Raw genomic sequence first — 25,763 nt, forward strand, 5'->3', positions numbered from 1 at the left:
CTTTGCTTGCTATCCGCTACATTAAACCACGAGGAGGCCTGGCCCGTAAGCCCCTGGCTGCAGGGGGCCATTGACCCAACTGTAGCTGCCCAGGATAGTGCCAGCAGGGATCTGGGCTTGGGGCCCTAGGCGGGTATAGGCGCCGATGTAGCAAGGGGCATGCAGTTGGGCAGCAGGGTGGACCTCAGCCGTCTTGTGAACCCAGATCCCGGGCGCCCGTTCTTCCACATCCTCGAGCGGAAAATCCCTCATCCGGCCTAGGAGAATATCCAGTTGACCCTGGTAGTAGCTGGCCGGCGTGCCCAGATCCCGCCAGTAGCCCGTGTGCAGGTAGGCTTGCAGCCGCTGCCCTTGCTGGAGCAGGTCGGGGAAGACGCGCCGCTCAAAGCTAAGGGGATCCCCGCTGGGGTAGTCCTTGAAAATGGCTGGATCGAGGACATAGGTGCCGGCATTGATGGTGTTGGTGGTCAGGGTGAGGGCTTCGGCAGGGGTGGGCTTTTCCCGAAAGGATTGGATCCGGCCGCCTTCCCCCACTTCCACCAGGCCGTAGGCGGTGATGTCCTCAACGCGGGCAAGGGTAAGGGTGGCAACAGCCCCGCTCTGCAAATGGCAGCGCATCAATGCCGCCAGATCCAAATCGGTGAGGATATCGGCGTTGAAGACCACCAAGGGATCCCCGCTGAAATAGGGCTGGGCCAACACCAAAGCCCCTGCCGTATCCAGCGGTGTTTCCTCGACGATGTAGCGAAGCTTTACCCCCCAGGCAGCGCCATCTCCTAGGGCAGCCTCGATCTGCCTGCCCAAGTACCCAACGCTCAACAGGATGTCCGTCAAGCCAGCTCGACGGCAGCGGCCAATGAGCCAGTGCAAAAAAGGTACCTCCAACAGGGGCAGCAACGGCTTTGGCTGCCATAGGGTCAAAGGTCGTAAGCGAGTTCCCTGCCCCCCTGCCAGAATTACCGCCTGCATAGCTGTCCCCAACCCATTTTCCCAGCCTAGATGGTAGGGGAAAAGGATCCGGCTTGCCAGAGCCAACTGGCTGAGGCCAGAGGCAGGGAGAGCCCCCCTTTGCCGCTGTTCTGCTGGGCAGCGAAGGCCCGCTAGGCTGGCGGCGACGGCTGGGGATCCCGGCAGGCGGCCAGGATGGCCTGGGCAGCCAACTGGCCAGAGAGGGTGGCTCCTTCCATGCTGTCGATGTAGTCCTGGGCGGTGTAGCTGCCGGCAAGGAAGAAGTTGGGCACGGGAGTTTTCTGCGGCGGCCGATAGGGCTCCATGCCCGGCGCCTCGCGGTAGAGGGAGTGGGCCAGCTTGACCACGCTGTACCAGGTCAGGTTCAGTTGCCGCGAGGAGGGAAAGAGCTCATGCACTTGGTGCAGCACGTGCTGGGCAATGGCCTCGTTGGACATGGAGATAAAGGGATCCCCGGGCGTAAGCACGCATTGCAGCAGGGATCCCTGGCCGGGTTTGTAGTAGTCAGCAGGGCTGGTGAGGGCGAGATCGGCAAAGCAGGAGAAATCGGCATCGGCAGTGTAGAGGAGGTTGTCAATGCCAAGCGGCTGGGGATAGTCGGCGGCGCGTTTGGCCCGGCCCTGGGGGTTGAGCTCCGTCACCCAGCCGTCGAAGCGCAACTGCACCGTGGCAACTGGCACTGAGTCCAGCTTGTAGAGGTTGTCGAACTGGGGCCACTGCCGCCACACCTGGGGGATCAGGCGTTTTGCCCCTTCTACCGCCGTTGCACACACATACACATCCGCCTCCACGCGCTCGCCGTTGGCCAAAACCAGGCCGGTTACCGCGTAGGGGGGGGAGTCGCTGACTTCAATGCGGCTGACCCCCCGCCGGGTATGAACCTGACCGCCGTGGGCTTGTAGGTAGCGGACGATGGGCTGGGTAAGGTAATTGTCCGGGGATCCCTTGAGGAAATTGAGCTTAGAGGCGTCTGTTTTGCTGGCAAACATCTGAAAGATGGTCAGCATGCAGCGAGCAGAAATCTGCTCCGTGTCGATGAAGCCCAGGGCATAGGCAATGGGGTTCCACATCCGCTTCAGGCTACCCTCAGACCCGCCGTGCTGGCGGAACCACTCGGCAAAGCTTACCCGATCCAAAGCGCGAATCTGTTGCATTGCCCCTTCGTAGTCCAGCAGGCCGCGAATCAAGGGGCTAGTGCCTAGCGCCAAGGCGTTGCGCAGTTTATCGGCCCAGGAGAGCTGGTTGGTGGTAAAAAAAGCTTTGAGGCCGTTGAAGGGCGCTCCTAGGGGAAAGCGAAAATCGAGGCTGGCCACCCGCCCGCCGCGGTTGACAAAAGTGTGGACGTGCTGCTTGGGCAGCAGATTCTCGTAGGCCCCCACCTTTTTCATTAGGGCAAACAGGTTGCTGTAGTTGCAGAAAAAAACGTGCAATCCCATCTCAATGTGGTTGCCCTCGGCATCCTGCCAGGATCCCACCTTGCCGCCGGCAAAGGGCCGCGCCTCGTAGATCCGCACTTCATGGCCCGCCTCAGCCAAGTAAACCCCCGTTGCCAAGCCGGCCAACCCTGCTCCAATAATGGCTACCCGCATCGCGATTTCCTAGGCCCCGCTAGGGGCTGACGCAACTGCAAAGAAAGATGAACTGCTCCCATTCTGGAACAAAATGCCGCCCACTTCCCCCCTTGACAGACAGCGGCAAAGTTTGTCACGATACACTACTAGCTAGTGCGGATGTAGCTCAGTGGTAGAGCTTCTCGTTGCCAACGAGAAGGTCGCGCGTTCGAATCGCGTCATCCGCTTTCTTGGCACTCCCTTGGCTTCTCTTCCAAGGGAAGGGGGGATTGCCTATCGCTTGTAGAAGGTCTCTAGGCTGTGGCGGTCGCCCACAAAGCGCCAGTGCCAGGGCTCGTAGCTTACTCCTTGGGGGTTGCCGCGGGGAAAGGACAGCTCAAAGCCAAAACGAGCAGCGTTCTTCTCCAGCCAGCGGAAGGCAGGAGTCTTTTCAAAAGCCTCCTGGAGATCCCACTGCGGAAACTGGGCATCCCCAATGTCGATAGCGTAGCCGGTGTGATGCTCGCTATATCCCGGGGGAGCGCTGACTGCAGCCCGTTCTCCTGGCCGCAGAGCCCGCGCTTGGGCTACTTGAAAAAACAAAGCCTCCTGCTCCGCTATCGAGCGAAACCCAGAGATGGGGACAAGGCGGATCCCGTCGGCTAGAGCCGCTGCGCTCATTCGCCGGTAGCTCTCGGCAGCGGCGTGGCGCAGGCGCACCTCGCGCCCGTGGTAATAGCCCACTACCTGGAGGGTCTCTGGCGGAGCTTCAGCATAGGCATAGTGGCCCAGCAGAGAGGGCCTGCCCTCTCCTTGCTGAGAAACAGAGAGCTCTTGCGCCAGGGGTTCTCTTCTTTCCTTTGATCCTGGCAACCTGCCCACTGCCCACATCGTTGAGAGCAGCAGCGTAAGCAAGGCTAGAGCTAGCCTTAAGCCCAGCCTCCAAGGACCTGAGGAGCCTTGCGCTTTTGCTGGAGGGGGAGGGTAGCGACGCGCAACTGGAATGTCGTCGTTCATACCCAAAGGCTGGGAGGCAAGCCCTCAGGTTCAGCCTCCTCACCGGCCCAAGTCCGCCAAGATATCGCGGGCGTGAGTTTCCGTATTAATGTTTTGGTAGACCTTAGCAATTTTGCCCTCACCATCAATGACGTAGGTTACTCGCTTGGCATAGCCGCCTCCGTCCACATCGTAGGCGCGGGCAATTGCGCCGTCGCTATCCACCAAGAGAGGGAAGGGCAAGTTGTACTTTTCGGCAAACTTCTTGTGGGAAGCTTGGTCGTCCATGCTTACCCCCAGCACCACCAAGTCTTTGCTCTGATAGTCCGCGTAGGCGTCACGGAAGCCGCAGGCCTCTTTGGTGCAGCCAGGGGTGTCATCTTTGGGGTAAAAGTAAAGAATCACCGTTTTCCCAGCAAAATCGGCTAGGGAAACCGGGTTGCCGTGGGCGTCGACGGTGTTAAAGCCAGGAGCAGGGGTACCGACCGCAAGAACCATAGACGGGTGACCTATAGGACTGCCCTCAGCATTTTCTTCAGCCCCCCTCCTCCCTGTCAAGCGCCGGATTCGGCTCGGCTGTCCGTTGCAACTCGGCCACCACTTCCTGGAGCTCCGCAGCTAACCCCGAAGGTAGCCGTCGTCCCAGGATCTCCGCCAGCGAGCGGTAGTACCATAGGGATCCCTCCTTACCGCCGGAGAAGCGCTCCCAAAGCTGATCCCCTAGCTGGCGAAAGTCCCGTAGGAGGCAGCGGGCGTTGTGCAGCTTGTCAGCGGCAGCCACCAGCAGAACCGAAGCGTCTGCGGTTTCCAAATGCTTCAGGTAGGCCGTTTTCCGCTCCTTCCAGTTTTCTTTGGGCTCGCCCCGGGAGCTATCGCTTTCAGTATCCGTACACCCTAAGATGATCTGCAGCACTCGTTCTCCAAAGCGCTCCCGCAGTTGCTGTTCAATCTGGGCCCGTGGCTCGCCGCTGTAGCGGGGGCCATCTTCCAGGCTGTCGTGGAGCAAAGCAGCAATGGCCTCATCCTCATCGGCACCGTACTCTAGGGCAATGGAGGCTACGGCCAACAGGTGGCTGAGGTAAGGGATCCTGGTTCCCTTGCGGGTTTGAGCAGCGTGCCATCGGTAGGCGTAGCGCATGGCCTCGGCAAACCGCGGCGTCAAGTGGGTGGACATCGGTCTCTCTCTAGTCGGGGTTGGTAAGTTGAGGAGATGGGGCGGGGATCGTTAGCACCTGGTCGGAACCTCAGAGGTTCAGATCCCAGCCCCCTGCCAAGTGTACTGCTAGGCGAAGGAGCTCGGAGTGATTTGGCTGGTAGGCGGCCACCTCTACTTGAGGACTGGCAGGAAATCCCCATTGCCGCTCAGCAGCAGCTCTGTTTTGGAGGCAAGATAGCCTCCCCTCCCAATTGGCCTTGCAGCTGCAAACGGCGCTGGCTGAGGTTGTGTCGGGTAGAGCCTGAAAATGGGACAGCATGCTACCGTCAGAAGGCCATGACGGCTTAGAGACAAGCTCGGGACTCATTGGCAGCTCCAAGGCTCTGCTAGCTGCTGCCTAGAAGCCAGCTGCAGCTGCAGGGAGTATGTCAACCTGGAAAAACCCTTTCTAGTTAGAGGTCACCATGCGGATCCCGACTTGCACCTATCGCATCCAGTTTCACGCCGGTTTTGACTTCGAGGCAGCACGGCAAATCGTCCCCTACCTAAAGTTGCTGGGTGTTAGCGATCTGTACGCCTCTCCCATCTTTCAGGCTCGCAAAGGCAGTACCCACGGCTACGACGTGGTGGATCCCACCCAGATCAACTGCGAACTGGGAGGAATCGAAAAATTTGAAGTTCTATGGGAAACTCTCCACCAGCAGGGAATTGGCTGGATCCAAGACATTGTTCCCAATCACATGGCCTATGACGGCCAAAATCGAATGCTAATGGATGTGCTGGAAAGCGGCCCCAACTCAGACTTTATCGATTACTTCGATGTTGACTGGGATCACTCCTACCTTGGCATCAAGGGCAGAATTTTGGCACCCTTTCTGGGAGATTTCTACAACAAATGCTTAGAGTCCGGACAAATCCAGCTTCGTTACGATGCCGATGGCCTTAGCATTAACTACTTCAACTTGAGGTTTCCTCTCAATATCGACACCTACGCCGATGTTTTTACTTACAACTTAGGCAAGCTGAGGCGAAAACTAGGACGCAGCCATCCTGACTACGTCAAGCTACTGGGAATTCTCTTCAGCCTCAAGTTCATTCCTAGCAAAGAAGACCTCCTAGAGCGTACTGACCAAATCAATTTTGCTAAGCACTCTCTGTGGGAGCTTTATACCTCCAGCCCGCATATTCAAAGCTTTTTTGATGAGAACATTGCCATCTTTAATGGCAAGCCAGGAGATCCCTCAAGCTTTGACTTGCTGGACAGTCTCTTGGCCCGGCAAAACTTCCGCCTTTCCTTCTGGAAGGTAGGTGCTGAAGAGATCAACTACCGTCGCTTCTTTACCATCAATGACTTGATCTCGCTGCGGGTAGAAGACCGGGAGGTCTTTCGCAAAACGCACCAGCTCATCTTTAAGCTTGCAGAGCAAGGGCGCTTTACGGGCTTGCGCATTGACCATATTGATGGCCTATTTAACCCGGAGGAATATCTCCATCGCCTCCGTGAGCGCTGTCCAGATCTCTACATCGTTGTAGAAAAAATACTGGGGCCTGACGAGAAGCTGCCTCCTCAGTGGCCGGTACAGGGCACAACAGGTTATGACTTCCTGGCTAAGCTGAACGGCCTCTTTTGCTGCTCTGAGAACGAGGAGGCGTTTGAAAGGCTATATCAGAACTTTACCGATCTAAGGCAGTCTCCCGAACAGGTAATCGAAGACAAAAAACGCCTAATTATTGAGCGCAACCTAGCGGGGGACATGGACAACCTTGCCTTTTTGCTTAAGCGAATTACCAGCCATCACCGCTATGCCAACGACTTTACTCTCTACAGCTTGCGCCGAGCTCTGGCAGAGGTTTTGGTGTGTTTCCCAGTTTACCGAGTCTACATCCATGAAGGGGTTCTCAGCCCAGAAGGTCAGCAGGCTATCCGCCAGGCTGTAGAGAAAGCTAAGGAGAACCTGCCCATCTTAGTCAACGAGCTGAATTTCCTACAGCGCTTTCTCTGTCTTGAGTTCCCCGAAAACATCTCGGAGGAGGAGAAGAACGAGCAAATCTACTTTGCCATGCGGCTGCAACAGTTGGCCGGCCCTCTCATGGCCAAAGGGGTAGAGGACACGGCCTTCTACGTTTACAATAGGCTGCTATCCCTAAACGAGGTAGGCAGCGATCTGTGTCGTTTTGGCATTTCTATCCAGGAGTTCCATCGCTTTAACCAAGAACGAGCAGCCCAGTGGCCTTTGACCCTAAATGCCTCTTCCACCCACGACACCAAGCGTGGCGAGGATGTGCGGGCCCGCCTGAACGTACTCTCCGAAATACCCGCCGAGTGGGAGAGACATATTAACCTTTGGCACGAGCTCAATGTTGGCTATAAAGTTTACCGCAAGCAAGCCAAGCGTTCGGAGCTGCCAGATCGCAACGACGAGTATTTTCTCTATCAGACTTTGATCGGCTCCTATCCTTTTCAACCAGAGGAAGTTCCGACCTTTGTCCAGCGAGTTAAAGACTACGCCATCAAAGCAGTTCGGGAAGCTAAAGTCCATACTGCCTGGCTTCGCCCCGATACCGAATACGAAGAAGCTACCCTTGCTTTCATCGATCAAATCCTGCAGCCCTCAAGCCCCTTCTTGGAGTCTTTCCTGCCCTTTCAGCGCAAAATTGCCCACTTTGGCATCTTTAACTCTCTCTCTCAAACTCTGCTGAAGCTCACCAGCCCTGGGATCCCGGATATCTATCAGGGCACGGAGCTGTGGGATCTCAGCATGGTGGATCCCGACAATCGCCGACCTGTGGACTTTTCCCGTCGCCTAGCTTACCTCGAAGAAATCCAGCGGCGGATCAAGCAGGATCCCCTGCAACTTATCCAAGATCTTCTGCTCCACCGCCACGATGGCCGCATTAAGCTGTTTCTCATCCACCTGGTGCTCAAGGCCCGTCAGGAACAGCCGCAGCTGTTTCTGGAAGGCAGTTATATTCCTCTACAGGTGAGCGGCTCCTATGCCAACCACGTCATAGCCTTTGCCCGTCAGCACGATAAACAAGTCGTGCTGGTGGTGGCGCCCCGCTTTTTAACTTCCTTAATTGATGAAACTCAAGATCCCCTGGGGGAATCGGTTTGGAAAGATACGGAAATTCAACTGCCGCGCTGGAAGCGGCTGGACTGGGTGAATGGCTTAACCCAGGAAGAGATCCCTGGTGGCGACAGCTTGCCCGTGGGGGCCGTCCTCAAGTCTTTCCCCGTGGCTCTGCTATGGGGGCAATCTCGCTGAGGAGCCTAGGGAGCCGCTGCCGCAGGAGTCAGGGCCTGGAAGTTGACAATGCGGGCAAACTCTTGGGGATCGAGGCTAGCACCCCCCACCAGTACGCCATCAATCTGCGGCTGGGCCATCAGCTCGTCGATATTGCTGGCTTTGACCGAGCCACCGTAGAGGATGGGTAGATGGTCAGCGCCCAGATGCTGGCGAATAAGGCCAATGACGCGGTTGGCCTCAGCGGCTGCACAGGTTTTTCCCGTGCCAATGGCCCAGATGGGCTCGTAGGCAATCACAAGGTTTTGCAGATTGATCCCTGTCAAGGCGCGATCCAACTGTCCCACAATCCAAGACTCGGTTAGCCCCTGTTCCCGCTGCTGCAAGCTTTCCCCCACACAGAGGATAGGGGTGAGCCCATGCCGCTGGGCCGCCGCCAAGCGCCGGTTGACGGTTTCATCCGTTTCGCCAAAGTATTGCCGTCGCTCGCTGTGGCCAACGATGACATAGCGCACCCCCAGCTCTACCAGCATGGGGCCGGAGATCTCTCCCGTAAACGCCCCTTGATCCTCCCAATGCAGGTTTTGCGCTCCCACAGCCATGCCGGATCCCCGCGTTTCTTCTGCCACCACGGCCAGGTCTGTAAAGGGCACGCACAGGATGATCTGCCGCTGCGGCATCACCCCTGAAGACGACGCTTGCAGGGCTGGGCCAAACTCGCGGAGAAACTGGCGGGCCTCCACTTGGGTTTTGTGCATTTTCCAGTTGCCCGCGATGAGGATGGGACGCAAGATAGATCCTCCCTAAGCGACACAACGATCCCAACGGGGAATCCCGATTTCGAGTGTATCAGCAAGCGGTTCCAAAAGAGGGCGGAGGAGCTTGCTGGCGGCGCTCTTCCAAGCTGGCTGCTATAGCAGCTAGGCAGTCTTGCAAAGGGGAGCCCCGCTCCAGGTGCTGGACGGCAACGGCATAGGCTTCAGGGTGGGCTTGCAACAATGCCCGGCTCTGGCGCAAGAAGCGGTTCATTTGAACCCTCACTTGAGCAGCAGAGGCCAAAGGCGGGGCAGCCCGGATCCCTGACAGGAGCTTAGCCAACTGTTGCCTATCCTCCTCATCTCCCACCACTTGGCCATAGTGCAGAGACTCTGCGGCAGCCCCTGCCATCCAAAACAGGCCGTAGCGCTCCAGATCTGCCCAGGAGAGGCCCCCCTGGGCTTCCCAGGTGTGCATGGGGGCCGGATCCAGCTCCACTCCGCCGTAGCCCGGGATCCCTCGTCGAAAGGCTTGCCAAGGGCTGAGCACGTAGCCGCGCAAGGGGATCCCCAGCAGGTGGGCCACCAAAATGTGTCCCGCCTCGTGGCGGATGACCCGCTGCCGATAGGCTGGAGAAGCCCAATCCAGAAGCGCGCCCAGCAACCCCGACAGCCGCCCCCCGAAGGCCACCTGTTCGACAATCCCCAAGGCCACCATCCCAGCCAAAGGCAGAGCTAGCCACGGCCCCAGAGCCGCCGACACCACCAAGGCCGCCACGATCCAAGCCGCGCGGGTGATTCCAGCTTCCGACATCGCTTAGGCTTTTGCCTCCGGGCCTAGCTCGAGCGCCAGCAGCTCATCGGCCAACTGCAGAAACGCCTCCCGATCCAAATAGGAAACATCCCCTACCCATTCCCCTAGCTTGACCACGTAGACTTCGCTCAAGGTCGGCCGGCGCCGCAGATCGCGCGAATAGGCTTTCACCAACGCCAACACCGATTGTTTCTTAACAATTCGCCGGTAGCGGGGATCATCCCTAGCCCGCACGCGGTAAGTAACCCCTGTTTCATCGCCAATTTCCATCTCAAACTGGCGCTCTCGCACCTCCTCGATGTAGAGCTCCCCGTCCTCATCCAGCTTTTTCCGCTCTTCCACCACCACCTCGTAGCGGCGGGTACTCAAGACCTGGCCAAAGAAGAGCCCTCCGTAAGGGATCTCGCGAAAAGCCATCTGCCGGCGGGAGATGGTGTAGAGGGGCCCCCACAGGAAGGGGTAGAGCAGCGAGAGAAACCCTGCTAGAAAGGAGACTGCCCCCAGGAAGGATCCCTCGCCAAAAGCGCGAGACAGCACCAGCAGCGCTACGCCCACCAAAATCGCCGTAATGATCCGGCCTACGCTGTTGAGGGCATCGCTCCAGTAAGCGGCGTACTGGAGCCGCGTAGGCACTAGCGGGATCACCGACTCGCACTCTTCTGGGGTAAGCTCCAACAACATGCCCCGGGATCCTCGAAAGAACCAGACCCCATCTTAGAATGAGGCAGAGAGGCTCTGGGGCAAGTTTCCGGAGTCAGACAGCAGGTGGCCCATTTTCTTCACTCCCACAGCCGCCGAATGGGAGAGCGGTGCAAAAGGCGGTGGGTTTCAGCCAACAAGTCTGGGATCGGCAGGTGCTCGGGACAGCGAGGCAGACAGTCGCCGCACTCGGTGCAGCGGTCAGCAGGTACTCCCGGGAACCAGTGCCCCGCCTGGCCAAACATGTTGTAGCGATACTGGGCAAACTCCGTCATCTCGTGGGCAATGGCCAAGTTGCGCAGCCGCAGCACCTCTGGGATGTGGATCCCTTCTGGACAGGGTAGGCAGGCATAGCACTGGGCACAGCGGCTGGACCCCAGGCGCTCCTCTTCTGCTTGGCGCAGCCGCTCCTGCACCGCTAGGCCCTCCGTCCACCAGCGCTCCGGATCCTGCAGGGCCACCAGGGCTGTTTGTAACTCGTCAGGATGGGTGATGCCTAGGCTGAGGGTGTGGATGCGGGGATCCGCCAGCAAAAAGCGGTAGGCAAACTCCAAGGGGCTAAAGGGCGCACAGCTCTCCTGTAGGCGCTGGGGTGGGCGGTAGAGCATTCCCCCCTTGTCGGCGGGGGAGATGATGAACACCCCCATATCCTGCTGGGCCGCCGCCTCTAGGGCCGGTGCATTGCGCTGCTGGAAAAAGTGGTAGTGCAAATTAACAAAGTCAAACTGGCCGGTCTGGATGGCCTCTAGGATTAGCTTCAGGGATCCATGGGTGGAAAAGCCGATGTAGCGCACCAGGCCCTCCTGCTGCGCCTGCCTGAGCAGCGGCAACCCTTCCCGCAGTACCCACTCCAGGTGTTCGGGCAGGTTGATGCCGTGGAAGGCAAACTGATCCAGATACTCCACCTGCAGCCGCCGCAGGGATCCCTCCAGCCGTTCCCGCAGCCTCTCGCCGGGCGTAAGCTTGGTGGTCAGGATCAGGCGCTGCCGCGGCACTGCCAGCTTCTGCAGGATCTCCCCCAAGAGCACCTCCGCATGGCCGTAGGCCTGGGCCGTTTCCAGGTGGTTGATCCCTGCCTCCAGCGCCGCTGCCACCGTGGCCTGGGCCTGCTCCGGCGGCACGTTGACCAGCCGCATGCTGCCCAGGGAAAAAGCCGACATGAGCTGCTGGGTGCGCCCAAAGCGGCGGTAGAGCATCTAGCCCAAGGCCTCCCTGAAAAACGCCACTGCCTCCGCCAGCACCTCGAGGAAGCGATCCACCTCGGCCAGGGTGTTGTAGAGGTAGACGCTGGCCCGCGCTGTCGATTGCACCTGCAAGTGGCGGTGCAGCGGCTGGGTGCAGTGGTGGCCAGCCCGGATGGCGATCCCCTGCTCATCCAGCAGCGTAGACAGGTCGTGGGGGTGGATGCCCTCCGCCGAAAAGCTGACCAGTCCTGCCCGGCACGCCGGATCCTTGGGGCCATAGATCTTCAGGCCTGGAATGCGCTGGAGCCCCTCCAGGAGGCGAGCGGTTAACTTTTGCTCATGGGCATGCACGCGCTCTAGCCCAATCTGGCTCAAGTAGTCTACGGCTGCCCCCAAACCCACCGCTTGGGCAATGGCCGGCGTGCCCGCCTCAAACTTGTGGGGGATATCGGCGTAGGTGGCGTGATCCCAGTACACCTCAGCAATCATCTCGCCCCCACCCAAAAAGGGCGGCATGGCCCGCAGCAGCTCCCGCTTGCCGTAGAGCACCCCAATCCCAGTGGGGCCGCACATCTTGTGCCCAGAAAAGGCCAGCCAATCGCAATCCAGGGCCTGCACATCCACAGGCATGTGGGGCACACTCTGACAGGCATCCAGCAACACCCTAGCCCCGTAGCGATGGGCTAACTCAATCACCTCCCGAACCGGGTTGATGGATCCCAGCATGTTGGAGACGTGAGCTACCGCCACTAGGCGGGTGCGATTGCCCAGCAGAGAGCGGTAGTGCTCCAGATCCAGCTCGCCTTCGGGCGTGATCTGGATAAACCTAAGGCAGGCCCCTGTCTTCTGAGCCACGAATTGCCACGGGATCAAATTGCTGTGGTGCTCCATCACCGACAGGATGATCTCGTCTCCCCGCTCTAGGGTGCTCATGCCCCAGCTGTAGGCCACCAAGTTAATGGCCTCGCTGGCGTTGCGGGTGTAGATGATCTCCTGCGGGGAGGGCGCATTGACCAAGCGGGCAATCTTCTCCCGCGCCCCCTCATAAGCCTCTGTGGCTTCGTTGCCCAGGGTATGCACCCCCCGGTGCACGTTGGCGTTGCTGTGCCGATAGTAGAGGTCCATTGCCTGCAAAACCGCCAGCGGCTTCTGGGAAGTGGCCGCATTGTCGAAGTAGATGAGCGGCTGGCCGTTGATTTGGCGCTGCAGGATTGGAAAATCCGGCCGCACCTGGGCAGCTAGGTCGGCAGCGGCATCAAAAGCCTGGCCCAACTTGGGGGAAGAAAGAGGGGATACCGCCATAGTCTGCGCAGAAGCCTATCTCCCTCAGTATGGCATCGCTCTAGGATCCACCCCGAAAACTCTCCCTTGCCGGCAGAAGAGAGTTGTCACAAACTGTAATTTGATGTTAATTTTCTTTGAGAAAGGTTATGAGGTATTAACCATGCAACCCTCTCCCCGGATCCCTTCTCGCCTGGATTCTGCTTCCGTAGCTAAGTACTACGACACCACCAACGACTGGATCCCGGGCTGGACGGAGCAGGCGGAGCGCTGGAATGGCCGCCTGGCTATGGTGGGTTTTGTCATCAGCATCGCCACCGAGGCGCTAGTGGGCCACAGTGTTTTCGCCAGCACCCTTGCCCAGTGGCTGGGACTGCGGTAGCTCTGGCAAGGCAAGCTGGAGAAAGCGGCGGCGGGCCGCTAGGATCCCAGTTCTTCTCCCGCCAGCTTGTTGGCTTAGCACTTCGACACTAGACAGCAATGCTTGACAACCCCTTCCTCCCCTACATTGCTGTGATGGTAACAGGCCTAGTGGCTGCCGTTGCCCTGGGTTCGATAGCGTTCTTTAACTCCAAGCGCCCTGCAGGCTGGGAGGGTGCTGTTCGTCCACCCTACGTGCCGCAGTATGGGCAAGAGGGCGAAGCTCCACCGGCATGGGAAATTGGCTGGACGGAGCAAGCTGAGCGCTGGAACGGGCGGCTGGCCATGCTGGGGTTTGCCATTAGCATCGCAGTGGAAGCACTAGTAGGCCACAGTGTGCTGGCCTTTGTCCTAGGCCTGCGCTAACAGCCGGCCCGGATTTCTTGAGCAGGTCTCTTGGGACGTCCTGAGCAGCCAAGGCTTTCGTTGGCCAAGCGGTGGGTTGGGTAGAGCTTGAACATAAAACGGGATCCGTCTCCCCAAGACCGATTTTCTTCCAGCAGGCTCAAGACTCTACCCCGTTGCTGCGCTTTTGCTCAACTTGAGGATCTGGGCCGCCACGCCTAGGGTTTCTTCGTAAAGATAGTCAGGGCCAGGCCGCTGCAACTCGGCAGCCAGCAGCGTTTCCAAGGAATCCTGCTCCAGGGGTGCCACCTGGCGAACCACGCATCTCTGGGCACCTCCCCTGGCTTCCATGCGCATGCAGCCGGTGGTTTCCGAACAAAGCACGGTGCAGGCGTTGGCTTCCTGGTTGCTCGAGGTGAGGCGCAGCCCAATGAGGTCCCCCGGCTGGCTAGTCTCCGAGACCAGGGGTACGGCGGCCAACTCTGCCTTCACCTCACCTCCAGCTTGAGTTTGGAAGCGGATGAGGTCAATCTCATAGTCCTGTTCCCGGCTCTGCGCTCGCTCGGTGGGCGTCCACCCCAGACGGCTGGCCAGCCAGCTCAGGAAAAGGAGGGCCTGGCAGGGGTTGCCGGCTTTGTAGTCAATGGTTACCTGATCTATCCAGTACAAAGACTCCCGCCGCTCTGGCGGGTCGAAGGCTTGGGCAGTGAGTTCCTGCCAGGGCAGCAGCCGGCGCCAGTTGAGATCCCCGCAGTGGTGTCCCTCGCTGACGAGAAGATTCATCTCCTGCAAGTCTTCCTCGGGATTGACAAAGCCCCGCGAGTCGACGATGACGCGGCTGCTTAGAGCCACCAACTTCTGAAACAGCAAGCTGTTCAAGTCCAGGTTGCCTTGCCACCACAGGAAGGTGGGCAAGTTGGGGATCAACAGCGAGGCAACGGTGCTGCAAGCCCGCACAAGAGCCGATTCCGGTGCCTTCAGGGTGATGTATTCGCAACACACCAGCGAGCTGCGCTGTTCGCGCGTCACCGGACAGTAGGCAGCTACCTGGGCCTCGAGGGTGTCGTCTGTGGCTCCCTCCCGTTTGGCCCGCAGGTCAATGACGCGGCAGGGGTTTTGGCTAGCAATGGCCTCGACGGTGGGGGAAGGCAGCAGCAGGGCATCGTCTAGCGACTCATACACCACCAGGGTAAAGGTGGCAGCCCGGGCGGCAACGCTCTCTTCCTTGGAGGACCAGATTTTGTTTAGCTCCTGCTCGATTTCCTCAAGGGAGACGTCTTTTGGGGCTTGCAAAGGCAGGACGGCAGCAGGTTGATCCATCGTCTCCTCCTGCAGTGGGCTCTTGCTCGATTCTAGGCAGACAGGCCGGCTGCGCAGGAGGGGTTTAAGGTAAGGTACAGATCTTCAGGTAAACCCTCAGGCCGGGCACGGCTGGATGCTCAGCTCCAAGGGTCGGCCAGGATCCCCCACAAGCACCAAACCGCGGCCATTGGCGTGTAGATGCCGCACAATCCAGTACAGCGTTTCGATGCGCTCCGGGCAGCCCAGCTTCTCCGCCAACTGGGTTAGGGTCAGGGATCCCTTTTGCTCTTGCATCACCTCCAGCACCTGACGCTGGAGCTGCAGGACGGCGCTAGCCGCTTTCTTGCCGGCTTCCACCCCCGGCTGGTGATAGGCGTTGACCTGGATCAAGGAGGCGTAGAGGCCCACTGCCCGTTCGTAGAGGGCAATCAGGGCCCCCACGGAGCGGGCATCCACCCGCGGCAGCGTCACCGTGATGGAGTCGCGCCCGTTTTCGTAGAGGGCCTGGCGGGTGCCCTGCAGTAGGCCATCCAGGTAGTCGCCGCTGGTTACCAGTGGCTCTACGAAGGGGGAAGGGATCCCGGGCTCGCGATCCTGGAGCACCTCGATGAAGGTGACGAAGAAGTTGTTCAAGCCCTCCCGCAACTGCTGCACGTAGGCGTGCTGATCGGTGGTGCCCTTGTGGCCGTAGACGGTGAGGCCCTGCTCCACCAGGTTGCCCTGCAGGTCGTGGGACTTGCCTAGGGATTCCATCACCAACTGCTGCAGGTAGCGGCTAAACAGAGCCAGGCGGTCTTTGTAGGGTAAAACCACCATATCCTTGCGCCCCCGCCCCTCGCCGACGATGTACCAAGCCATGGCCAAGAGGGCAGCGGGGTTGCGCTCTAGGTGGGGCACGCGGGTGGCCTCGTCCATGGTGGCGGCCCCGGCCAGCAAAGCCCGGATGTCGATCCCCTGCAACGCTGCCGGCAACAGGCCTACTGCCGAAGTTTCTGACGTGCGCCCCCCCACCCAGTCGAAGATGGGGAAGACCGCCAGCCACCCTTCCCGCTGCGCCTGCTGCTCCAATTGGCTGCCGGGACCGGTAACGGCTACTGCCTGGCTGGCAAAGGGGATCCCGGCCTTCTGGTAAGCCAGCGCCACCTCCACCAAGCCGTTGCGCGACTCGGGCGTGTTACCAGATTTGGAGGCAACAATCACCAGGGTCTGTCCCAGTTTGCCCGCTAGCCGTCCCAGCACCCGATCAAACCCGTCGGGATCCGTATTGTCGATGAAGTGGATGTTCAAGGGCGGCTGCAGCGGAGCCAAGGCCTCCGCCACAAATTGCGGCCCCAGGGCCGAGCCGCCAATGCCAATCCAGAGCAGCTCGGTGAAACGCCCTCCTCCACTTGCCGGGATCACGCCGCCGTGGATCTTTTTGGCAAAGCTCTCCACCTGTTCAACGCAGTCTTGAATTGCCTGCCGGATTTCGGCAGTGGGAGCCAGCTCCGGCGCCCGCAGCCAATAGTGGCCCACCTGGCGACCTTCGTCCGGGTTGGCGATGGCCCCGGCTTCTAAGGCCTGCATTTCAGCAAAAGCCCGGGCAAAGAGAGGCCGCAGGGCCTCCACTTGGGCAGGGGTAAAACGGATGCGGCTGATATCCACAAAAATTTCCAGCTCGGGATGGTAGTAGAGCCAATCGCAGTAGCGCTGCCAAAGTTGAAGGCTGTCCATGGGATCCCTGCTGCCAAAGCCGTAACCAGCTTACCAAAGCCGTGCCGCAGCCGGCTCCCTGCCAAGAAGCAGCTAGGATCCAAAACACCGCCTGCTAAAGTGCTCCCCGAAAACACCTCCCATGAGCCTGGACGCCGACCGGCAGTGGATGGAACGCTGCCTCTCCTTGGCCCGCTCGACACCACAGCGCCCCTCCCCTAACCCGCGGGTAGCTTGCGTCATTGTCCGGGGGGATCAGGTGGTGGGGGAAGGTGTTCATCTGGGAGCCGGCCAGCCCCACGCCGAGGTCTTGGCTCTGCAGCAGGCGGGATCCCTGGCCAAGGGCGCCACCCTCTACGTCAACCTCGAGCCCTGCAACCACTATGGGCGCACCCCCCCCTGCACTGAGGCCATTCTGGCGGCTGGGATCCGGCGGGTAGTGGTGGGGATGCAGGACCCCAATCCGCTGGTAGCCGGCAAAGGGATCCGTCGCCTGCAAGAGGCAGGAGTCGAGGTGACAGTGGGGGTGCTGGAGCAGGACTGCCAAGAGCTCAACGAGGGCTTTGCCTTTGCCATTGTGCGAAAGCAGTGTTTTGGCCTGCTCAAATACGCCATGACCCTAGACGGCAAGAGCGCCGCCACCACTGGCCACAGCCAGTGGATTAGCAACCCCTTGGCACGAGAGTGGGTTCACCGCCAGCGGGCCTGGCACGACACCGTGATCGTTGGCTCCCAAACCGTTTGGCACGACAACCCCCGCCTCACCTGCCGCCTGCCGGATTTTCAGGGATCCCAGCCTCTGCGGGTGGTTCTCAGCCGCTCCCTTAACCTCCCCCCAGTGGCCCACCTGTGGCAAGTAGAGGAGGCGCCAACTTTGGTGATTACTGAAGCCACTGAGGCTCATCCCCTCTGGGGAGCCCTGGCCAAGCAAGGGGTGGAGCTGCTGCACCTGGATCGAGTAACCCCGGCTCGAGCAGCGCAGGTTCTCTTTGAGCGAGGCTGTCTGAGCGCCCTCTGGGAATGCGGCGGCACCCTGGCCTGGGCAGCCCTCAAGGATGGGGCCATTCAGAAGGTGGCCGCCTTCATCGCTCCCAAGATCCTGGGAGGGGCCAACGCACCAACTCCCGTAGAAGGGGAAGGGATCCCTGAGGTCAACCAGAGCTGGCAACTGCTGGAGCCGCAACTGCAGACCTTGGGAGACAACTGGCTAATTAGCGGGAAGCTGGCTCCCTTCCCTCTGGCCGCTGAGGCAGGGTTAGCTTCTTCCTGAGGCTTTGGACCCCTTGGCCTCCTGCCCATGGTAGGTCAGCAGCGGCGATGTTACACTAAGTTACAGCATAGATTACGATATGTCGATCATCCTTGCTATTGTTGTCTTGCTGGGATTCTGGGCGCTGCGCCTGATGGAGCAGGCTTTCCAGCGGCAGGAGTTCTCGCGCATGCTAGCGGGAACCTTAGTGGCTACGGCTGCTGGTGGCCTCTTGACCTGTTACTCCCTGATGAGCGACATCCTACGCCTGTTGCTTTACCTGCAAGCCCACTCTTCCTCCTATGCCCAAGATCTCCTCTCGGATCTCAGCTGGCTCGACTAGGCCAGTTGGGCTGACAACCAGGCTTTGATGCGCTGGATCAGGAGGTAGTTGGGGGCAAGCAAGTTTTGGTAGAGAAGCTGTGCAAGAGCGTCGACAGGGCTAAACTCTTGCCCAACCAGGAAAGGATAGCTAAAGCCCAGAGGAGTTAGGTGATCCCCCTCTAGGCGCTGCCATTCGGTGTGCTCCCCGTACTTGCGAGAAAGCTGCTGATAGAGCAGTGGAATATCGTCAATATCATCCTGCTGAAACTCTACAAGCAGGTTGTTTCTCACCGGATACCGCTCCTCAATGAGGCGATTGGTCTCTGCCGGAGAGGGCTCAAACTCCAACCACAGGTTTACCGGCGGTGACGAGGATCCCATCCACATCCGCCACAGATCGCTGAGTTGCTGTTGAGGCCACGCTTGCACCAACACCTGCAACAGCGGCAGCGCCCGCTCCAACCCGGCATTGCTGTAGGCCAAAAAAACATTGCCGCGCCGCTGGGATCCCAAAGAAGGGAGGGCTAGGCAGGAGAGGATCTGCAGCTTACCGCCAAGGCTGTGGCCCAAGCCAAAGAGGGGTAAGCCCATCAAGCCTTTGCTCTGCAGGCTTCTATGGAGAGATCGTGCTGCCTTGAAAGCTATTTGGGCGTGATCGAGGTCGGTGGCGTAGGCAGTGGCTACAACGGCCATGCCCATGCGGGCCAATTCTTCCAACAGACGGCTGTAGAAAAACTGCGGCGCAGATCCCACAAACGCTCCGCCTAGAAAGTGGATTACGGCGCGGGGTTGGGGAGGCAGAAGAAACCAAGTCTCTCCATCCGTTTGCCAAGTCGGTTTCATGGCGCAGCAACCTCACCTGCCATTTGACTGAGATTCCTCCCAACGGGATCCCCCTTCATCCTAATTGCCCCCTCTTTGCAAGGGGAAGGGCAAACTGGACAAGCTTCCCTGAGAAAGCCTTGGCGAGGCCTTGTGAAAGTACCACTAGTAATTTCCCGGGGCAAAGTTAGCGCGAACGGCCCTGGACTTTGGCTAAAATACGTGTGGTTATGCCAAGTATTTCTTGTATTCTGGGCTTGTGAGCTAATCGATGATGAAGCGCTATGCCCACGGGACGTAGCTAGAACAGCAGCGTGCAGAAGCTGGTCAACAGCAGTGTCAATGCCGTCAGAAGCAGGCTAAAGCTCCACAGCCACACCGCAGCAAGCAGTAGGATCCCGATGACCCAGATGAGCAGGGCATTCCAGTAGGGTCGGTTAGGGGCTTTGGAGACGTTAATTCTTTGAAAGAAAGGCAGCAGGATAAATGCCACATCCAGCAATAGACGCGGCAGCCGCAGATCCTGGGGTAGCGGCCGATCCCGCGCTGCCAGGTAGAGCAGCCCCCAGCTCAATAGAAGTGGGGTCAGCAGCAGATAGTTGGACTCGGCCAGCAGCGGCCGATCCACCACCAGGGGAAACAGAGGGCTGATCCCCCAGCCCAGATAGAGGTAAAAGTTGAAGTTCAGCAGTGGCCGCAGCAGGGGGGGTAGGTTGAGGCTCTGAATACTCCCCCGGGCTCCAACTCTCTTGCCCCCAGATCCGCCTTCTCGAGGGATCGGCTTTGCCCCAGCTCGCCAACCGCAGTAGTCACAGTAGGGAGACTTGTACCGGTAGGCTGGGATGGGCTTACCACAGGCCGGGCAGCGTTGGAGGGGACGAGGTTGGGAATTGGAGGCCATGGATATCCCTGATGCGGCTGCTCCAGGATGCCTCAAGCTTTAGCTAATGCCCAAAGCAAACGAGAGGGTAATACAGGCCGCCCCTAGGGCTGCCCCGGCGAGCACCTGGACGGGCGTATGGCCCAGCAGCTCTCGCAGGTAGGGCTCCTGGAAGCGATCGGCGCCTTTCTCTTCCAACCATTCGTCTAGGAGGCGGTTCAACACCTGCGCCTGCTTGCCAGCAGCCTGGCGGATCCCGGCAGCGTCATACATCACCACCAGGGCAAAGACCACCGTTGCTGCAAACAGGAGGCTATCCCAACCTTCCTCTAACCCCACGCCCACGGCCAAAGCAGTCACCAGGGCCGCATGGGAGCTGGGCATCCCCCCCATCTCCAGCAAGACCCGCAGGTTGAGCTTTCCCGAGCGCACATAGGCCAGGATGAGCTTGATGGCCTGGGCTAACCCGCTGGCCAGCAGGGCAACCCAGAGAACGTGGTTAGCCATCAACTGTTGCAGCATAGGGCTCTCCGGCAGAGGAAGGGGAGCAAGGCCTCCAAGGGGGGCAGGTTAATGCTGGCGGCGGGCGATGAAATCTGCCAGGGCCAACAGGGGCTCAGCCTGGGATCCATAGGGGCGCAGCGCCTGCTTAGCCGATTGGATCAGCTCTTCGGCCTTCTGCCGAGAGGCCTCTAGACCCAGCAGGCTGGGGTATGTGGCTTTGGCAACCACTTGATCTTTGCCTGCTGTTTTGCCTAACTGTTCGCTAGTGGCAGTGACATCCAAAATATCGTCGACAATCTGGAAGGCTAGGCCAATATCCCGGGCATAGTGGCTCAACCGCCCCAGCAGCTCCTCATCGGCCCCGGCCAGGATCGCTCCTGAGACCACTGAGGCCTCTAGCAGGGCGCCGGTTTTGTGGCGGTGGATGTACTCCAGGGTTTCCAGGGAAATGGCCTTGCCCTCCGACTCCAGATCCACCACCTGGCCTCCCACCAAGCCAGTTGCCGCAGCCGCATGGCCAATGCGGGCAATCACCTCCAGGATCCGCTGCGGCGGCACCCCCCGCGTTTGGCTAGCGATATGCTCAAAAGCGTAGGCCAGCAGGGCATCGCCTGCCAAAATGGCGATATCCTCACCAAACACCTTATGATTGGTGGGCTTGCCGCGGCGAAAATCGTCGTTGTCCATGGCCGGCAGATCGTCGTGGATCAACGACATGGTGTGGATCATCTCCAGCGCACAGGCCGTAGGCATGGCCTGCTCCACCGAGCCGCCGGCCAACTCACAGGCTGCTAGACAGAGGATGGGCCTGAGGCGCTTCCCCCCTGCCAGGAGGCTATAGCGCATTGCCTCATAGAGGCGTTCTGGATAAGCAGGCCTAACCGCGGCAGAGAGGGCTTCCTCCACCTGTTGCTGCCGCTGGCTTAGGTAGGTTTCTAGGTCGAAAGTTTGGGCAACCAAGCTGGTTTTCCTCTCAACTCAGCCCCAGAGGATCCCTGGCGGGCAGCTCTACAACAAGGCCCACAGGCTGACATTATCGCATGTTCGCCCGAGCTCCGGATCCCTCCTGCCAAGGCTTGCTTTGGCTTATGGCAAGAATTGAAGTACTGGGATCTTTGGAGTGCAAGCTTGCGCCGTTTGTCATCTCGATGTCAGGATGCACTAAGGGTCTTCACTGGCTGAGTTTTTCATGTCCCACTCACCTGCCTACCTCAGCGCTTCTCCTCCTCCCGATGGCGATGGCAACCGCCTGCTACGGGCAGCCCGCGGGGAAGTGGTGGATCGCCCCCCAGTTTGGATGATGCGCCAGGCGGGCCGCTACATGGCGGCCTACCGCGAGTTGCAGAGCAAGTACACCTTCAAGCAGCGCTGCGAGATCCCGGAGCTAGCCATCGAGATCTCTTTGCAACCCTTTCGCGCCTTTGCCCCCGACGCCGTGATCCTGTTCAGCGACATCCTCACTCCTCTCGAGGGCATGGGCATTACCTTTGAGCTGGTGGAGAACCAGGGGCCGATTATCGACCCGCCAATTCGCTCCCAAGCCCAGATTGAGCAAATCCGACTGTTAGAGCCAGAAGAAAGCTTGCCCTTCATCAAAACCATTCTTACGACCTTGCGCCGTGAGGTGGAAGGGAAGGCGACCCTGCTGGGCTTTGTTGGCTCACCTTGGACTTTGGCCTGTTACGCTGTCGAGGGGCGCAGCTCCAAAGACTATGCCTACATCAAGAGTTTGGCTTTCACCCAGCCGCAGCTCTTGCACCAGCTGCTGGGCAAGCTGGCCGATAGCATTGCCCGCTACGTGATCTACCAAATTGAGAGCGGTGCCCAAGCGGTGCAGTTGTTTGATACGTGGGCTGGCCAGCTCAGCCCCAGCGATTACGAGACCTGGGCTTTGCCCTACCAAAAGCAGATTGTGGATCAGGTCAAGGCTCGGTATCCCCAAGTGCCGCTGATCCTCTACATCAACGGCAGCGCCGGCTTGCTAGAGCGGGTGGGTAAAGCTGGTATCGACGTGTTCAGCCTTGACTGGATGAGTGACATGGCAGAAGCCAGGGCCCGTCTGGGATCCCTGCCTGTCCAGGGCAACCTCGATCCAATGGTCTTGCTGGGATCGCGGGAGTTGATCCGCCAGCGCACCCTGGAGGTGATTCAGAAGGCGGGCTCGCGGGGGCACATTATGAACCTGGGGCATGGGGTTCACCCTGCCACCCCTGAGACCAATGTCCACTACTTCTTCGAGACGGTGCGCCAGTCGCCAGAACTCCTGAGGGCCGCTTCCCCAGCTTCCTGACTGAAGCCCAGCAGGCTCCGGTGCCCTTTTCTCTCCAGCCTGCCGAAACGCTGCGCGAGGGTCCTCACTCTCAATCAGGCTCGAAAGAGCCGTCCTCTTCTTCTAGGCTCCAGCTTGCTGCCAAGGCGTCCGCCATTGCCGCCCGCAGCGCGCGAGTATCTGCCCACAGTTGCGCGGGATCCGACAGCGGATCCGACAGGGGAACCAAACGCAAGATGCGGTGCTCCTGCACCAGATCGATCACCACGCTAGGCCGTTCCGTGCCCACCTCTGCCACCTCAGCGGGGGAGGGATCCCGCAAGCAGGCGTAGTCGAAGCTGTTTAGGTTTAGGTAGAGGCTGCGATTGGCCACCAAGGTGGCCGCCGTTGCATCCTGAAATACCTCCATCACATAGCCCTCCCCCTGCCTTTGCACCTGACCTTCGACGATATCGAAGTAGCGAACCCGCCCCAAATCCGCCAAAAGACGGTAAATATCCCGCTTGTTAACCAAAATTCCGCTGTCGACAATGCAGGGAGCACAAGGACGACTCTCGGTCATAGGGCAGCTAGTCTTGAGGCACAAAGTAGGTGGGTCGGGAAGTTGTGTTGAATCCTCAATTAGGGCAAAGAAAATCCAAAGACTTTGCGAAACTCAAGCTACCACAGGATGACTTCTCCCTTTCTTTGCCAAGGGCTGCAGGCTCCTTAAAGATCCCGCTCTAGCCTCCCTTGAATGTATCACAGCTTTTCCAAAAGGGACATGGGTCTTCGCTTTCAAGATGTCTCCACGATATAAGGTCAAGCAAACTGGTTGAGCATCTGCCGTCTTTGATCTACATATTGTGGAAAAGTAAGCAGCCAAGGAGTTTGAGACACTAGATGTTGTAGGCAACAGCAAGAACAGCCCATCTCTGCCCCAGTCTCTGTCGTCGATGAGGAAGATAGACTGCGCAACCTTTTGCCTGCCCAAGCCAGAGGCGCAAGGGAGAGTGGCGGCTAGAAGAGTTCGGCTTAAAACCTCCGAAAAGCCTTATCCGGTTTAAAGTGAGGATTGACCTGACAAGAGTGAGGCTTGGCCGATGACAACTGCCCCAATTCCCGCCTTCTGCCAAGGGATCCGCTACTTTGGCGATCCCTGGCCGGAATTCGACCGCCTGGGCCAGGAACCTGCAGTGGATGCTGCCACAGGCAAGCTGCGGGATCCCGGCAGCCGTATGGCCGCCTACCAGACCTTGCTCTATGCCGATGCGCTGCGCTACCTCACCCTGCAGATGACCGCCAGCAAAGCCTCGGGCCACCCGGGCGGATTTGCCAGCCAAGCGGAAGCCTATGCCGCTTTGGTGTACCTGGGCCAAAAGAACATCCCTACCGAGGTGGGCCACCACGCGCCCGGCTTCTATGCCGCCATGTTCTTGGATGGATCGCTGGCGGAGATGGGCATCCACACTGTCTCCGACTTGCAGGCTCGCTTTCGGGAACGGGAAGGGCTGCTGGGTCACCTCTCTGGCTACATCCCCGGCCTGCTAGCGCCAGCAGGGCCCCTTGGGCAGGGGCAGCATTTTGCCATGGCCGCCGCCTTGCTCTACCCGGATCGGCTCTTCCCCGTCACCATCGGCGATGGGGGCTTGGGGGAGCCCTACGTGATGAGCTCCATGATCCACTTTCACACCGCCTTCCCGCAGCGCACCAACTTCCTGCCGGTGCTGGTCTGGAACGGCTATAGCCAAGAGCACCACAGCATGATCTCGACCTTCACCAACGCTCAGATGGTCGAGTACTGGCGGGGCAATGGCTTTGAGGAAGTGGTGCTAGTCGACGCCAAAGACTTCGACGATGCCCAGCAGCCCGGTCCCTATGTGGATAGCACCCAATTTTCTCTGGAAGCCCGTCTGGCCTTTGCCCAGAGGGTACTGACCGAGATGGAGCGGGCCATCCAGTCAGCGCTGAGCGGACATCTGACGGTTTTCATCCTCAAACAACTCAAAGGAGCAGGCGTGCACGCCAAGGGATCCAAATCCCACAACCTCTATGCCCACCACACCTTGGATCACCCCGACATCGTGGCCGCTCTGCAGGCACGGGCCCTCCACCCAGCCGCTTGGGCTTTGGTGCGCCAAAACTGCGAGCGGGCAGCCGGTGGACCAGCCGCCAAGGTAGTTGTCACGGAGTCCGTCCGGCCCTTGCCGCCTTTGGGATCCCTGAACTTAACCGAGTTCCCCCTCGGCGATAAGCAAGTCTCGACTACTGCCATCGGCGCCTTGGTGGTGCAGGTGGGGCAGAAAGACCCTGACTTTCTGGTGGCCAATGCCGATGGCAACGAGGCCTCTGGTCTTGCCAATGTCAACCAGGACCTCAAAGTCATCCACCCCACGGTGGATCCTCTCTACAACCAACAGCCCCAAGGGCAGGTCTACGAACCCCTGAGCGAAGATGCCTGCGCTGGCTTGACAGGGGGCCTGGCGCTCTTTGGCGGGCGCTCCCTCTGGTGCTCCTACGAAGCCTTTGCCGTCAACGGCTTGCCCATCTGGCAGACGGTAACCCAGGCAATGGCGGAGCTGCGCCGCCCCACTCCTTCCGCTATTGCTCTCTTCACGGCTGGAGCGTTGGAGCAGGGACGCAACGGCTGGACCCACCAGCGGCCGGAAATTGAGGCCTACCTAGCGGCCATGATGCGCAACGGCAACATTTTCCCCCTCTTTCCCCCCGACGCCAACTGCGCCCAAGCTGCCTACGAGTGGGCCTTATCGACCTTCAACAAAGGGATCCCGATCTTTGCCAGCAAAACCCCCCTGCCCATCCGCACCACCCTAGAACAAGCCCGCCAGGCAGTGGAGCAGGGTTGCACTGTGCTGCAGGAACTGCCTGGCTCCCGCACCGTGGTCTTTGCCGTGGTGGGAGATATGATCCTCCTGCCCGTCTTTGCCGCCGCTGAACAGCTCAAGGCCCAGGGGATCGGCAGCAAAATTGTCTCTGTGGTCAACCCCCGCCGCCTCTATCGCCCCGTCGACGTGGCCTGGTCCACCTGTGCCCAAGCTGATGGGGAGTTCATGTCTGACCAGGAGTTTGCTGCCTGGTTTGCTGGCGAGGCCCTCATTGGCGTAACCGGCGGATCCAGCCTGATGTTGGAGCCCCTATTGCTGCGCTACACTGGCCCGCGCGACATCTTTGCCTGGAAACGCGGCGAAACCACCGCCACCCCTACGGAACTCATGGACTACAACGGCCTGACAGCCCAGGCGCTGGCAGAGAGGGCAAAGCAACTGCTATGCTGAGGGCAAGCTTTTAGCTTGGTCAGCATTGTCCA

At 59.5% G+C, this 25,763-nt stretch carries 24 protein-coding genes and 1 tRNA gene; 8 read left to right on the forward strand and 17 right to left on the reverse strand.

The genetic code is table 11. The annotated features are described in order from the left end of the window. Positions 1-21: 21 nt before the first annotated feature. Together NW806_RS04555 and zds are read right to left on the reverse strand one after the other, a co-directional pair. On the reverse strand, positions 22-969 hold the full coding sequence (locus NW806_RS04555) for a sugar phosphate nucleotidyltransferase (protein ID WP_414410187.1): 948 nt from the start codon (positions 967-969) through the stop codon (positions 22-24). Between the two features lie 131 nt (positions 970-1,100). Next, complete coding sequence (gene zds / locus NW806_RS04560) at positions 1,101-2,558, reverse strand: 9,9'-di-cis-zeta-carotene desaturase (RefSeq protein ID WP_414410188.1); 1,458 nt, start codon at positions 2,556-2,558, stop codon at positions 1,101-1,103. Positions 2,559-2,695: 137 nt separating this feature from the next. On the opposite strand from zds, the gene NW806_RS04565 reads away from it, so the two are divergent. After that, positions 2,696-2,767, forward strand: a tRNA-Gly gene (locus tag NW806_RS04565). A 46-nt stretch (positions 2,768-2,813) separates the two neighbouring features. Here the strand turns inward: NW806_RS04565 and NW806_RS04570 are convergent. From NW806_RS04570 to NW806_RS04580, 3 genes are all read right to left on the reverse strand, one after another. Continuing rightward, entirely contained in the window at positions 2,814-3,401 is a 588-nt protein-coding gene (locus NW806_RS04570) for a D-alanyl-D-alanine carboxypeptidase family protein (RefSeq protein WP_414410252.1), read from the reverse strand. A gap of 174 nt (positions 3,402-3,575) precedes the next feature. Continuing rightward, positions 3,576-4,013, reverse strand: coding sequence for a peroxiredoxin (locus NW806_RS04575; RefSeq protein ID WP_414405202.1), 438 nt, complete (start codon positions 4,011-4,013; stop codon positions 3,576-3,578). Between the two features lie 37 nt (positions 4,014-4,050). Next, positions 4,051-4,689: an HD domain-containing protein gene (locus NW806_RS04580; protein ID WP_414396067.1), complete on the reverse strand. Its 639-nt coding sequence runs from the start codon at positions 4,687-4,689 to the stop codon at positions 4,051-4,053. A 446-nt stretch (positions 4,690-5,135) separates the two neighbouring features. On the opposite strand from NW806_RS04580, the gene treY reads away from it, so the two are divergent. Further along, a complete protein-coding gene (gene treY, locus NW806_RS04585; RefSeq protein WP_414410189.1) occupies positions 5,136-7,937 on the forward strand; it encodes a malto-oligosyltrehalose synthase in 2,802 nt (933 codons plus the stop codon). Between the two features lie 5 nt (positions 7,938-7,942). On the opposite strand, the gene tpiA is transcribed toward treY, so the two are convergent. The 5 genes from tpiA to NW806_RS04610 all read right to left on the reverse strand — a co-directional run bounded on the left by tpiA (position 7,943) and on the right by NW806_RS04610 (position 12,670). Next, the gene (gene tpiA, locus NW806_RS04590; RefSeq protein WP_414410190.1) at positions 7,943-8,707 is read right to left on the reverse strand and encodes a triose-phosphate isomerase; all 765 of its coding nucleotides are present in this window, start codon (positions 8,705-8,707) and stop codon (positions 7,943-7,945) included. Between the two features lie 58 nt (positions 8,708-8,765). After that, complete coding sequence (locus NW806_RS04595) at positions 8,766-9,485, reverse strand: hypothetical protein (RefSeq protein ID WP_414410191.1); 720 nt, start codon at positions 9,483-9,485, stop codon at positions 8,766-8,768. Between the two features lie 3 nt (positions 9,486-9,488). Next, entirely contained in the window at positions 9,489-10,166 is a 678-nt protein-coding gene (locus NW806_RS04600) for a hypothetical protein (RefSeq protein ID WP_414396060.1), read from the reverse strand. Positions 10,167-10,264: 98 nt separating this feature from the next. Then, complete coding sequence (locus NW806_RS04605) at positions 10,265-11,380, reverse strand: aldo/keto reductase (RefSeq protein ID WP_414410192.1); 1,116 nt, start codon at positions 11,378-11,380, stop codon at positions 10,265-10,267. Continuing rightward, the gene (locus tag NW806_RS04610) at positions 11,381-12,670 is read right to left on the reverse strand and encodes a cysteine desulfurase (protein ID WP_414410193.1); all 1,290 of its coding nucleotides are present in this window, start codon (positions 12,668-12,670) and stop codon (positions 11,381-11,383) included. 142 nt (positions 12,671-12,812) lie between these two features. Here NW806_RS04610 and NW806_RS04615 point away from each other — a divergent pair, with 142 nt between their 5' ends. Further along, positions 12,813-13,031 carry a chlorophyll a/b-binding protein gene (locus tag NW806_RS04615; protein ID WP_414396054.1) on the forward strand — a complete coding sequence of 73 codons (219 nt, stop codon included), beginning with the start codon at positions 12,813-12,815 and terminating at the stop codon, positions 13,029-13,031. 98 nt (positions 13,032-13,129) lie between these two features. Next, positions 13,130-13,435 carry a photosystem II assembly protein Psb35 gene (gene psb35 / locus NW806_RS04620; protein ID WP_414396052.1) on the forward strand — a complete coding sequence of 102 codons (306 nt, stop codon included), beginning with the start codon at positions 13,130-13,132 and terminating at the stop codon, positions 13,433-13,435. Between the two features lie 147 nt (positions 13,436-13,582). Here psb35 and NW806_RS04625 read toward each other — a convergent pair whose 3' ends face one another. Both NW806_RS04625 and NW806_RS04630 read right to left on the reverse strand, forming a co-directional pair. Then, positions 13,583-14,734 (reverse strand): glucose-6-phosphate dehydrogenase assembly protein OpcA, encoded by a 1,152-nt coding sequence (locus NW806_RS04625; RefSeq protein ID WP_414396050.1) that lies wholly within the window; start codon positions 14,732-14,734, stop codon positions 13,583-13,585. Positions 14,735-14,830: 96 nt separating this feature from the next. Further along, entirely contained in the window at positions 14,831-16,429 is a 1,599-nt protein-coding gene (locus tag NW806_RS04630; protein ID WP_414410194.1) for a glucose-6-phosphate isomerase, read from the reverse strand. A 127-nt stretch (positions 16,430-16,556) separates the two neighbouring features. On the opposite strand from NW806_RS04630, the gene ribD reads away from it, so the two are divergent. Both ribD and NW806_RS04640 read left to right on the forward strand, forming a co-directional pair. Continuing rightward, on the forward strand, positions 16,557-17,678 hold the full coding sequence (ribD, locus tag NW806_RS04635; RefSeq protein ID WP_414410253.1) for a bifunctional diaminohydroxyphosphoribosylaminopyrimidine deaminase/5-amino-6-(5-phosphoribosylamino)uracil reductase RibD: 1,122 nt from the start codon (positions 16,557-16,559) through the stop codon (positions 17,676-17,678). 79 nt (positions 17,679-17,757) lie between these two features. After that, a complete protein-coding gene (locus NW806_RS04640) occupies positions 17,758-18,000 on the forward strand; it encodes a hypothetical protein (protein ID WP_414410195.1) in 243 nt (80 codons plus the stop codon). Here NW806_RS04640 and NW806_RS04645 read toward each other — a convergent pair. From NW806_RS04645 to crtE, 4 genes are all read right to left on the reverse strand, one after another. Then, on the reverse strand, positions 17,997-18,824 hold the full coding sequence (locus NW806_RS04645; protein WP_414410196.1) for a DUF1350 family protein: 828 nt from the start codon (positions 18,822-18,824) through the stop codon (positions 17,997-17,999). The genes NW806_RS04640 and NW806_RS04645 overlap by 4 nt on opposite strands. Positions 18,825-19,104: 280 nt before the next feature. After that, a complete protein-coding gene (locus tag NW806_RS04650; protein ID WP_414410197.1) occupies positions 19,105-19,704 on the reverse strand; it encodes a hypothetical protein in 600 nt (199 codons plus the stop codon). A gap of 39 nt (positions 19,705-19,743) precedes the next feature. Next, positions 19,744-20,205, reverse strand: coding sequence for a divergent PAP2 family protein (locus NW806_RS04655; RefSeq protein WP_414410198.1), 462 nt, complete (start codon positions 20,203-20,205; stop codon positions 19,744-19,746). A gap of 48 nt (positions 20,206-20,253) precedes the next feature. Next, positions 20,254-21,147, reverse strand: a complete 894-nt coding sequence (gene crtE / locus NW806_RS04660; protein WP_414410199.1) for a geranylgeranyl diphosphate synthase CrtE — start codon at positions 21,145-21,147, stop codon at positions 20,254-20,256. Between the two features lie 229 nt (positions 21,148-21,376). Here crtE and hemE point away from each other — a divergent pair, with 229 nt between their 5' ends. Further along, positions 21,377-22,477: a uroporphyrinogen decarboxylase gene (gene hemE, locus NW806_RS04665; RefSeq protein WP_414410200.1), complete on the forward strand. Its 1,101-nt coding sequence runs from the start codon at positions 21,377-21,379 to the stop codon at positions 22,475-22,477. A gap of 70 nt (positions 22,478-22,547) precedes the next feature. On the opposite strand, the gene NW806_RS04670 is transcribed toward hemE, so the two are convergent. Beyond that, positions 22,548-23,018 carry a hypothetical protein gene (locus NW806_RS04670; RefSeq protein ID WP_414396037.1) on the reverse strand — a complete coding sequence of 157 codons (471 nt, stop codon included), beginning with the start codon at positions 23,016-23,018 and terminating at the stop codon, positions 22,548-22,550. 520 nt (positions 23,019-23,538) lie between these two features. On the opposite strand from NW806_RS04670, the gene NW806_RS04675 reads away from it, so the two are divergent. Next, a complete protein-coding gene (locus NW806_RS04675; protein WP_414410201.1) occupies positions 23,539-25,731 on the forward strand; it encodes a phosphoketolase in 2,193 nt (730 codons plus the stop codon). Positions 25,732-25,763 lie beyond the last annotated feature (32 nt).

It is taken from the genome of Synechococcus sp. W65.1 (genome assembly GCF_047461615.1).
Lineage (GTDB): Bacteria > Cyanobacteriota > Cyanobacteriia > Thermostichales > Thermostichaceae > Thermostichus.